The 11,103-nt window shown below is 43.9% G+C and carries 3 protein-coding genes; all 3 read left to right on the top strand.

Translation table 11 applies throughout. The features are described 5' to 3' along the window. The coding region (locus tag UYC_RS35390) for a type I polyketide synthase (protein ID WP_016877275.1) at nt 1-3,826 on the top strand (3,826 nt) is incomplete at its 5' end. Between the two features lie 121 nt (nt 3,827-3,947). Next, nucleotides 3,948-8,654, top strand: a complete 4,707-nt coding sequence (locus tag UYC_RS0108335) for a non-ribosomal peptide synthetase (protein WP_016877276.1) — start codon at nt 3,948-3,950, stop codon at nt 8,652-8,654. Nucleotides 8,655-9,429: 775 nt separating this feature from the next. Continuing rightward, nucleotides 9,430-11,049, top strand: a complete 1,620-nt coding sequence (locus tag UYC_RS0108330; protein WP_016877277.1) for a PfaD family polyunsaturated fatty acid/polyketide biosynthesis protein — start codon at nt 9,430-9,432, stop codon at nt 11,047-11,049. The last annotated feature ends 54 nt before the right edge of the window (nt 11,050-11,103 follow it).

Raw genomic sequence — 11,103 nt, 5'->3', positions numbered from 1 at the left:
GGCTGCGTTCAAGGAAGCGTTAAATTTACTACCTAGCCATCCTGTTGTTGCAGTTTTAAACCAGAATCCACTCCAATCAGGAGAACCTGCCCAAACTGCGGCACATTACAGTGAAGTCATAACGCCAGCAGTAGAAGTTAAACCAGAACCTCCAACACAAATCGCTATTACTAGCAACCTATCGCCCCGCTTGTTGCGCCAGCAAATTCAAGAGCAAGTAATTAACGTGATGGCGACAGTGCTGGAAACTCAACCAGAACGTATCGATCCACAGCAAAGCTTTCTGGAAATGGGTTTAGATTCGATTTTGGCAGTACGGGCTGTGAAAGAAATTCAAGAGCGAACTCAGAGTTCTTTTCCTGCTACGTTACTGTTTGACTACCCTACCGTTGAAGCATTAGCGGCATATCTGTCAGAACAGCCGAATGCAGGTGTGTGGGGGCAAAATCAAAACTATACTCCCACACCCGCCCAAAGCGTACCAATAACTGTAGAAAATGGTACTCAGCCAATATCTTCTGCACCAGAATCTCTACCACCGCTCGGTGTTCCCATTGTTGACAACTTGGGGATGCAAGTTGTCAAGCAAACTCCCTTGGGACTCTCTGTGATTTTGCCTGCGAAACCAGAAAATCTTAACCATATCGGTACAATTTACGCTGGGGCACTGTTTGCTCTGGGAGAATCAGTAGCAGCGATCGCATTGATGCGGGCAATATCTAGAGATGACATTAACTTCGTTGTCTTGGGTGTACGCATCACATATCAAGAGATGGCGATTAATGAAGTGCAGTGCGATGTTTATCTGGAGGCGGCACAAATCTCGCTCTTGTTGGAAAAACTGCACCGTGAAGGAGAAGTACGTTACACCTGTCCCGTTCCCATTCAAGATAAATGGGGCAAACTCGTTTGCCAGCTAGAAGTAGATTTCCTGTTGCGTGGTAAATCTTCCAACAAAGTTGCAACCAGTTTACCGCAACATGAAAATTTACAGGAAATGTTAGCTGCGAGTATAGCAAGTAAGAACGGCAAGACACCAAAACAAACATTATCAGTCGGGCAACTCAAACCCAAAGGGCAGATGACGGAAATAGCAGACACCGATATGGCAATTATCGGTTATTCCGGACGCTTTCCCAATGCCCAAAATTTAGATGAGTATTGGCACAATCTCGCTAACGGCATCAACTGTATTCAGGAAATTCCCTCTCAGCGATGGGCGCTTACCGACTACTTCGATCCCGATCCCCAAGCTCCAGGGAAAATGTATACCAAGTGGGGCGGGTTCATGAAATCAATCGATGAGTTCGATCCCCTTTTCTTCGGCATCTCGCCACGGGAAGCAGAAGCGATGGATCCCCAACAGCGCTTGATTCTGGAAACAGCGTGGGAAGCGATGGAAATGGCTGGTTACGCCAAAGATACAGTCGGCGGTAGTTCAACTGGGGTATTCATCGGTGTGAGTTCGGCAGAATACGCTCGCACTCAGTTGCATTCCTCAGAACAAGTAACTGCTGCTGTCGGCTTGGGGAATTCCCTATCTATTGTTGCCAACCGTGTTTCCTACCAATTTAATCTCAAAGGGCCAAGCTTAGTAGTAGACACAGCTTGTTCGTCTTCCCTGGTGGCTCTCAATATCGCAGTGCGTAGCATTCTCCAGGGAGAATGTGAAACGGCTCTGATCGGTGGTGTCTATGTGATTCTTGCACCAGAATCTTATATTTTCTTCAGTAAAGGGCGGTTTATGTCTCCCGTGGGGCAGTGCAAAACTTTTGATGCCAATGCTGATGGTTATGTGCGGGGTGAAGGTGCAGGTGTGTTGATGATTAAACCACTCAAAAAAGCACTGCGCGATCGCGACACAATTCATGCAGTAATTAAAAGTGTGGCAATTAACCAAGATGGCAAATCAAACGGATTGACTGCTCCCAATAGTCGCTCTCAGGTAGCTGTTCTCAAGAATGCATATAAACAAGCAAATGTCAATCCTGACACCATCTCTTATATAGAAGCCCACGGTACGGGTACTGACTTGGGCGATCCGATTGAAGTTAATGCCCTCACAGAAGTTTTCCGTGAATATACTCAGCGCCGTCAATTTTGCGCGATTGGTTCGGTGAAAACCAACATCGGCCACTTAGAACCAGCGGCGGGGATGGCATCGTTAATTAAAGTTATTTTGGCGCTCAAACACCAACAAATTCCACCAACGTTAAACTTTGCCACCCCCAATCCTTACATTACTTTTGAGGACACTCCCTTCTACGTCAATACTAATCTCAGATATTGGCAACCAGTACAAGGTGTGCGGCGTGCTGGAATCAGCAGTTTTGGTTTTGGCGGTACTAACACCCATGTCATTCTTGAAGAAGCACCGACAACTTTGTCTAGTGACAACATCGTTGAGCGCCCAGTCCACATTTTGACATTATCCGCACGCAGTCAAAACTCTCGTCGGGAACTAGCCCAGCAATACATCTCCTACTTAGAAAAAAATCCAGATACTAAGTTAAGCGATTTGTGTTTCAGTGCTAACTGCGGTCGTTCCCACTTCATCTACCGCCTAGCGATTACCGCTAACAGTGTCCAAGATTTGCAGGCTAAACTTACAGCTTTCATCTTAGACAAACCCACGACTGGTATAGAAATTGACAGTTGGGAGTTGCGAAAGCGCCCGCCCTTAGTATTTCTTTTCACTGGTCAAGGTTCGCAAAAAATTCAAATGGCGCGGGAACTGTACGAAACACAGCCCGTATTCCGCCAAACTCTAGACCGATGTGCGGAAATTCTCCAACCTTACTTGCAGCAGTCTCTACTCTCAGTCATTTACCCAGAAGTAGGCAAAGAATCAGTTTTAAATGAAACAAAGTATACACAACCTGCTTTGTTTGCCATAGAATATGCCTTAGCGACTTTATGGCGCTCCTACGGAGTCGAGCCAGATGCCGTATTAGGGCATAGTGTGGGCGAATACGTAGCTGCTTGTGTCGCTGGTGTATTTAGCTTAGAAGATGGGTTAAGATTGATTGCACGGCGCGGACAACTGATGCAAAGTTTACCGCAGACTGGCGGTATGGCAGCGGTATTTGCGGATGAGGCAACAGTCAGTAAGTTCCTCCAACCCTTTAGTATGCAATTGGCGATCGCGGCGGTGAATGGTTCCCAAAACACAGTCATTGCAGGCGAAAGTCAAGCTCTAGAAGCTGTTTTACAATCCTTAGAACAGCAAGGTATTGACAGCCACACCCTCGCAGTCTCCCATGCCTTCCATTCACCGTTGATGGAACCAATCCTAGATGAATTTTACGAGTTTGCTCAAACCATCACCTATCATCCACCCCAGATTCCGTTGGTATCCAACTTGACAGGTCGCTTCCTAGAACGCACTCAAGCGATCGATGCTAGCTATTGGCGCAATCACATCCGCAAACCAGTTTTGTTTGCATCTGGGATTCAAAGCCTTGCCTCACAAGGATTCCGCGTCTTTCTAGAAGTCGGGCCGCATCCTATTTTAAATAATATGGCGCGGCAAATTATACCTGGTGACACAGCAGTGTGGTTGCATTCCTTAGAACGGGGCAAGAGTGACTGGCAGACGATTCTCAATTCCCTCGCTCGTTTGTATACCCTTGGCACACCCGTAGACTGGGAAGGATTTGACAAAGATTACATTCGTCAACGGATTGCTTTGCCAACCTATCCTTTTAACCGCAAGCGTTACTGGCTCAATACTGAGGACAGCGATCGCTCAATTTCATCTGCACCAAAAAAAGTAGAAATTCCCAGTATTCCTCTCAATAGCTTTGTAGAAATTCTGGAAGAGTGAAAAGTGGGCTTGTAGTAGCAATGAAAGCGCAACTACAAGCTCTCCTCTTCCCCACGCGCAAAAGTTTTCACTATTTAAGCAATCAACTCAAATAAATTTTCATCACAAGGAAAGATTATTAATGACAGCTCAGGCAGATGTACTCATCACACCAGAACAAGTACAAACAACTCTTTGTCAAATCCTGGCAGAAGCGCTCAAACTAGAATCTTCAGAAATTGATATTCATATGCCCTTTCTAGAGATGGGAGCAAGTTCTCTAGTGCTTGTGGATGTCTTTCGGGTTGTCTCCGAAACTTTTGGAGTCAGACCTTCGATGCGGAAGGTGTTTGATAATTACACTAATATCAAGTTGCTATCTGGCTACATTATTGAATTACTACAATCCCAGACAGCTACATCTGGTGATGATATCGAGAACCTTGTTGCAGCATCGGAAAAATCTGCTCCTCAGGAATTCACCCAGATGCCGCTAACGGAAATGCAAAAGCAGATCTGGTTCTTAGCTCGTTACTCAGAGGGAGCTTCCAGTGCCTATCACGAAACAGCAATTCTAAAACTTGATGGAGCTTTAGATTGGCAGGCATTACAACAAGCATTTCAAACTGTTGTGAATCGCCATGAAGCTTTACGCACAACTTTAAGCCTTGATGAGGATTCGCAGCGCATTGCCTCAAGCGTCAATTTTGAAGTACCTCTGACTGATTTCTCTGACTTTACTCCTGGGGAATTGCAGCAACAAGTAGCTAGTTGGCTGGCTCATGAAGGTAAGCGTGCCTTTGACATGGAAAAATCCTTATTCCGGGCAAGCGTTTTGAAGTTGCATAGCAATGTTCACTTGCTAGTAGTTACAGGTCATGCTCTCATTGTTGATAAACGCTCTTTGACTTTGGTCTTGTCAGAAGTTGGTAGCCTCTATACAGAGAGAATTAATGGTACACCAGTAAAACTAGAAGAACCAATTCAATTTCGCAACTATACCGAGCTGCTCAAAAAACAGCAACTATCGCCAGAGTTTCAAGAAGCAGAAGCTTATTGGCTCCAACAGTACCGCGATGGCATTCCCAATTTAGATTTACCTTTAGATGCACCACGTCCAGCAGTCAAATCTTACCGTGGTTCGCGCTTGGTGATTCCTTTTGATGCCTCCCTGGTATCCAGCCTGAAAACTTGGAGTTCTCAACACAGCTCGACTCTGTTTATCACATTTTTAGCTGCTTTCAATGTCTTTCTCCATCGCCTGACACAGCAAGATGATTTTGTCGTCGGCGTCTTTAGCCAAGGAGGTTCGCTCCAAGCCAGTACCGAAAAACTTGTTGCTAATACGATTAATCCTCTGTCTTTACGTACCAAGGTTGATGATTCTTTGGCGTTTTCAGAATATCTGGCAACCTTACGTTCGTCAGTTCTGAATGCTTTCGATCGCCAAGACTATCCTTTTGCCTCCTTAATTCAAAAGCTGAATCCTGATCGCGATCAAAGTCGCTCAGTAATGTTCACGGTATCTATGGATATGGAGGCTCCTGCTGCACTGCCGCAATTTGGAAACTTACAGGTTGAAACGGTAACAACACCAATTCAATACACTCGTTACGACCTCAGTTTGTCACTTGTTGGCTCAGAAGAAAACCTCCAACTCCAATGTGATTACAGCACAGATTTGCTTGATAGTAAAACAGTGCGGCGTTGGATGCTCAACTTCAAAACTCTAATCAAAGCGATCGCTCAAGACTGTGCAGATCCAATTTACAAACTGCCATTGCTATCTGAGGCAGACTATCAGAAACTGCTCTTTGAATGGAATCAAACTGACAAAGTTTATCCTCAAAATCTGACTATTCACGAGTTAATTGAACAACAGTGTGAGAAAACATCCGGCAGTACTGCTATTATCTTTGGTCAAGAACGCTGGACTTATCAACAACTCAATCACCGCGCCAATCAAATCGCCCGGTATTTGCAAGCGTTGGGTGTTCAGCCAGGAACGATGGTTGGTATTTGCTTGGAGCGTTCTGCCGATCTAGTGGCAGGATTGTTGGCGATTTTAAAGGCAGGGGCTACCTACGTGCCTCTCGATCCCGCCTATCCCAAACAAAGACTTTCGTTTATGCTGGAGGATGCTGGCGTATCTGTGTTGCTTACCCAAGCAAAATTAAGCAGCCACCTGCCAGAGCAATCAAGAGCTAAAATCATCTGCATTGATACGGAAGCCAGCGAGATTGCTAAATATCAAGCAGACAATTTACATCAGCAAGTATCACCTGAAAATCTGGCTTATGTAATTTATACCTCTGGTTCAACCGGCACTCCCAAGGGAGTTGGGATTGAACATCGCAGTGCGGTAAATTTCTTGTTCTGGGCAATGGAAACCTTTGATGCCCAGGAGCGTAGTGGCGTGTTGTTCTCTACATCTGTTTGCTTTGACCTTTCTATTTTTGAGTTATTCTTCCCCTTGGCTTGTGGCGGTAAAGTAATTGTCGCAGAAAATGCTTTACATCTGGCTTCTTTGCCGGCAGCTACAGAAGTAACGCTAATTAATACCGTGCCGAGTGCGATCGCTGAACTGTTGCGACAAAATGTCATACCCAACTCTGTGCGATCGGTGAATTTAGCTGGTGAAGCACTTGCGAATAATTTAGCCCAGGCAGTGTACAACCAAACTTCTGTAGAGAAAGTCTACAACCTCTACGGCCCAACCGAATCCACCACCTATTCCACATTTACATTGATTGAGAAAGGAGCGACAGAATCAACAACAATAGGTCGTCCTGTAACCAATACCAAAGTTTACATCGTCGATAAATATCTTCAACCAGTACCAATTGGAGTAGCCGGGGAATTACTCCTTGGTGGTACAGGATTAGCACGGGGTTATCTCAATCGCCCAGAAGCAACAGCAGAAAAATTCATTGCTAATCCATTTGCGCCTCACATAAGTTCTCGTCTTTACAAAACAGGCGACTTGGTACGCTACCTTGAAGATGGCCGGATTGCTTACTTAGGTCGTATAGACCATCAAGTAAAAATTCGTGGTTTCCGTATTGAACTAGGAGAAATTGAAAGCGTTCTGCTCAACCATTCAGCAGTTCAAGAAACTGTGGTAGTAGCGCGAGAAGGTGCATCAGGCGACAAAAAACTAATTGCCTATTTAGTTATTAATCAGGATCGCTCCACCACAGCGAATGAGTTGCAAATGTTCCTGAAAGAAAAGCTGCCAGAGTATATGGTTCCGGCATCTTTTGTCATCCTCGAACAAATGCCGCGTACACCGAATGGTAAAGTTGACCGAAAAGCTTTACCTATACCAGATAGCCTCAATCAGATGGGTTTGGGCAATACTTATGTGCCACCTCGCACCCCTACTGAGGAAATCTTGACACACATTTGGGCAGATGTTTTGGGAATTGAAAGGGTAGGAATTCACGACGATTTCTTTGCATTAGGCGGTCACTCATTATTAATGACACCACTTACCCTGAAAATTAGGCAAATGTTCCAAATCAAGCTATCGATGCGGGAATTTTTTGCCGAACCGACTGTGGCAGAACTGGCGAAGAAAATTGACAAGCTACGTGAAGAACAAGCCGCAGCAGCTACCACTGTTAACCCTCAAATCTACGACCAAACAGGCCCTGCTGTCCAAAAACGCTTCCAGTTCCTCAATCAAGAAGCATTACTCGACCCAGTAATTAACAGTGGAGGGCTTGTCTATGAACCGAAACCAACTGCGGATAAAATCTTCCTTACCGGAGCTACAGGCTTTGTAGGAGTACACGTTCTCCAACAGTTCCTCAAGCAGAGCAAAGCAGATATTTACTGTTTAGTAAGATGTACTCAGCCACAGGAAGGCAAAGCTAAAATCATCAAGAGCCTGAAACATTTCCACCTTTGGGACGACAGCTACGAGTCAAGAATTCTAGCCGTAAAGGGAGATTTGTCTCAAGAGGGTTTGGGAATTGCTCAAAACGAATGGGAATTCCTTTCTCAAGATATTGACATGATTTTCCACAATGGTGGAGCGGTAAACTTTATTTATCCCTACCAAGCTCTCAAACCTATCAATGTCAATGGTACACGGGAGATTATTAAGTTAGGATTCAAAAACAAAATCAAGCCTGTTCATTTTGTTTCTACAGTAGCAATTTGGCCAATGGGCGCTCATCGTGTCTTTGCTAACGACAGCAGCATTGACCATAATCTGCATTTAAATATGGCCTATGATGAAACAAAATGGGTGGGAGAAAAGATGCTACTCCAAGCCCGCGATCGAGGATTGCCAGTTACTATTTATCGCCCTGGTGAAGTATCAGGACACAGTGAAACAGGAATGTGCATTCCCCAGCACTTTATCTATGCAATTTTGGCTGGCTCAATTCAGATGCAAGCTATGCCGATCGCTAATTGCTTGATTGACCTCACACCAGTAGACTATGTGGCAAAAGCCATGTCCTACTTGAGCTTGCAACCACAATCCCTTGGTAAAGCATTCCACATCACCAATCCTTCGCCCATCCACAGCACGCAGATCTACACTTGGTTGCGGAGTGTCGGCTACCGATTTGAAGAATTGCCTTTAGAAGAGTGGCGTCACAAACTGATGAGTAGTAGCAACTTTGCCGAGAATGCCCTCTATCCCTATGCCGCAGTGCTGGAAGAATTCCATGAAGTGCATCTGAACTTCCCCAGATTTGATTGTCAGCAAACCCTGCAAGCACTAGATGGCAGTTCAGTTCAATGCTCTGAAGTTAATGAAAAGCTACTTTCGACTTACAAGGATTTCTTTATTCGTGTTGGCTTCTTACCAGAACCACAAGCCTTGCTTGTCTAATTTTTAAGTTGCTGATAGTGTCTCATTTATTTGATTAGGGATGCTTGAAAATTAATCATCCCTAATTTTTCTTCTCCCCCAGTTCTCCCCGATTTATGTGTAGAAAGGAATGAAGGGAAATAGAGCTTAATAATACAAAGGAGAAAATAAATAAGCGCTGAAATAATTTCACTTCCGCAATATTGGCAATCCTCTAATATTATGTCCGAGAAATTACTGATTCAATAGAACTCTTGCAAAAGTCTCGATTTTTAACTATTTCTCTGCGCCTGGTGCGTCTGGTGCGTGAGGTAAAAAATTATTTATGCAAAAATTCTAATGTCGATAGCTACTTGTTGTTCATAGCTATTAGCTATTTGCAGCTTCATCTCTAGGAATAGGTATTCAATCAGATATGATGTTAATTATCTAGATAAGGTTAATATTAAATTTACTTTTTCACAAACTCCACAGAAATCTTCATCATAACTATATAATTCAGAGTCCTTCAAACTTTTCGTTTATAAAAGAGATAGTTATACTAATGGTAGTTTTTGCTCTAATTTCTCTTTTATCAAAAACATTAATATACATTTCCCAAAAAGCTTATGTCGGCTATGAAATAACAACAAGTGAAAGTTTTTTTGCTGATTTTATTGGTTGTCGCTAACTAATTTAATTAAAGGCAAACAGAAGAGAGATCGCTAAACCAAAAATCAAAACTTATATCTTCAATCTGCGGAATAGTAGTTGAAATGAGTGTATCTCAAGCTATAAAAAGGATTTCTTTAAATTTATGCATCTAAAAATTAAAGCCCCAACATTGGGATACCTAGTGTTGGAGGAAGAACAATATTTTTCTCCTTTATCGCTTCTTGCTAATTCTCAAGCTCCTATTTTCGCTTATCTACATCCATCAGGCACAGTTCGCTTCACTTTTACAGGAAGATTTATCATGGGGGCAACCGATCCTCTTCCTAGTAATGCTTGCCCGGTGGTAGGTTTACTTCCTGCTTTGGCTCCCCATGATTTAGGCTGTCCAACTTTTCTAGATACCCATGCAGTCATGTATGCCTATGTCGCAGGAGCAATGGCTGGAGGTATTAATTCCACAGAGATGGTAATCGCGATGGCAAAAGCGGGAATGCTCTCTTTTTTTGGTGCTGGTGGACTGGACTTAAATCGGATTGAGCAAGCGATCGTCACAATTCAAGCGGCTATTCCAGGACAAGAAAATTATGGCTTCAATCTTTTGAGTAATCCGATCTCACCACAAATAGAGTGGGATACTGTCAATCTTTATCTACGATATGGGGTGTGCCGAATTGAAGCTTCCGCATTTACACAGATCACCCCAGCCTTAGTCTATTACCGTGTCAAAGGTCTCAAGCGGGGTGAAAATCAAACTGTCATCGCCCAAAATCACATTTTTGCCAAACTCTCCCGTCCAGAATTAGCACAGCAATTTATGGAACCCCCGCCATTAAGAATTCTGGAACAATTACTAGCTGACAGGTTAATTTCACAAGAAGAAGCAAAACTAGCTCTAGAAATTCCTCTAGCAGAAGACATCACAGCAGAAGGTGATTCTGGAGGACATACAGATAGAATGCCGACTCTAGCACTGTTGTCTGCGATCCAATCTGTTCGCGATGCTGTGATGGCACAACGCAACTATACCCGAAGGATACGAATAGGTGCAGCCGGTGGCATTGGTACACCAACGGCAGCAGCAGCAGCTTTTACTGCTGGAGCTGACTATGTTGTGACTGGTTCGATTAATCAATCTTGTGTTGAGGCAGGCACTTCAGAGATAGTCAAGGAAATGTTGGCTGAGGCAGAAATTAATCAAACTGAAATGGCACCAGCCGCAGATATGTTTGAGTTAGGCGCACAAGTGCAAGTACTAAAAAATCGCACTCTGTTTCCCAATCGCGCCAAAAAACTCTACCAGATCTATCGCAACTACCCTTCCTGGCCAGACATTCCCCAACAGGAACGTGAAGATATAGAAAAACGCTATTTTCGCTCTTCCTTTGAGCAGGTTTGGCAAGGGGTACAAGAGTACTTCAGCCTTAGAGATCCCAAACAGCTAATCAAAGCTGCTGAACAACCAAAACATCAGATGGCGCTCGTATTTCGTTGGTATTTAGGTTTGAGTTCTCGCTGGGCACAACAAGGAACAAGCGATCGCGCTGTTGATTTTCAGATATGGTGCGGCCCTGTTATGGGTTCTTTTAATCACTGGGTAAAAGGTTCTTTCATGGAAAGTCATAAAGAACGCTACGTGGCGGTTGTCGCACTCAATATTTTACACGGTGCTGCTGCGGTAATTAGAGCCAGGATGTTATCTATGCAAGGAGTGTCTTTACCGAAAGAGGCATTTCAATTTGAACCGCGAAGATTTGAAGTTTAAGCTCTTTAACTTCTATTTTTCTTGGATTACTAACTAAAAACTACTTATTTCAAG

It is taken from the genome of Chlorogloeopsis fritschii PCC 6912, assembly GCF_000317285.1.
GTDB classification, from domain to species: domain Bacteria; phylum Cyanobacteriota; class Cyanobacteriia; order Cyanobacteriales; family Nostocaceae; genus Chlorogloeopsis; species Chlorogloeopsis fritschii.
Note: the sequence above shows the minus strand (reverse complement) of the source record. Positions and strands in the feature narration are given on the sequence as shown.

Coding starts and splice junctions, on each gene's coding strand:
- UYC_RS0108335 (WP_016877276.1), top strand. CDS start 3,948: ATGACAGCTCAGGCAGATGTACTCATCACACCAGAACAAGTACAAACA.
- UYC_RS0108330 (WP_016877277.1), top strand. CDS start 9,430: ATGCATCTAAAAATTAAAGCCCCAACATTGGGATACCTAGTGTTGGAG.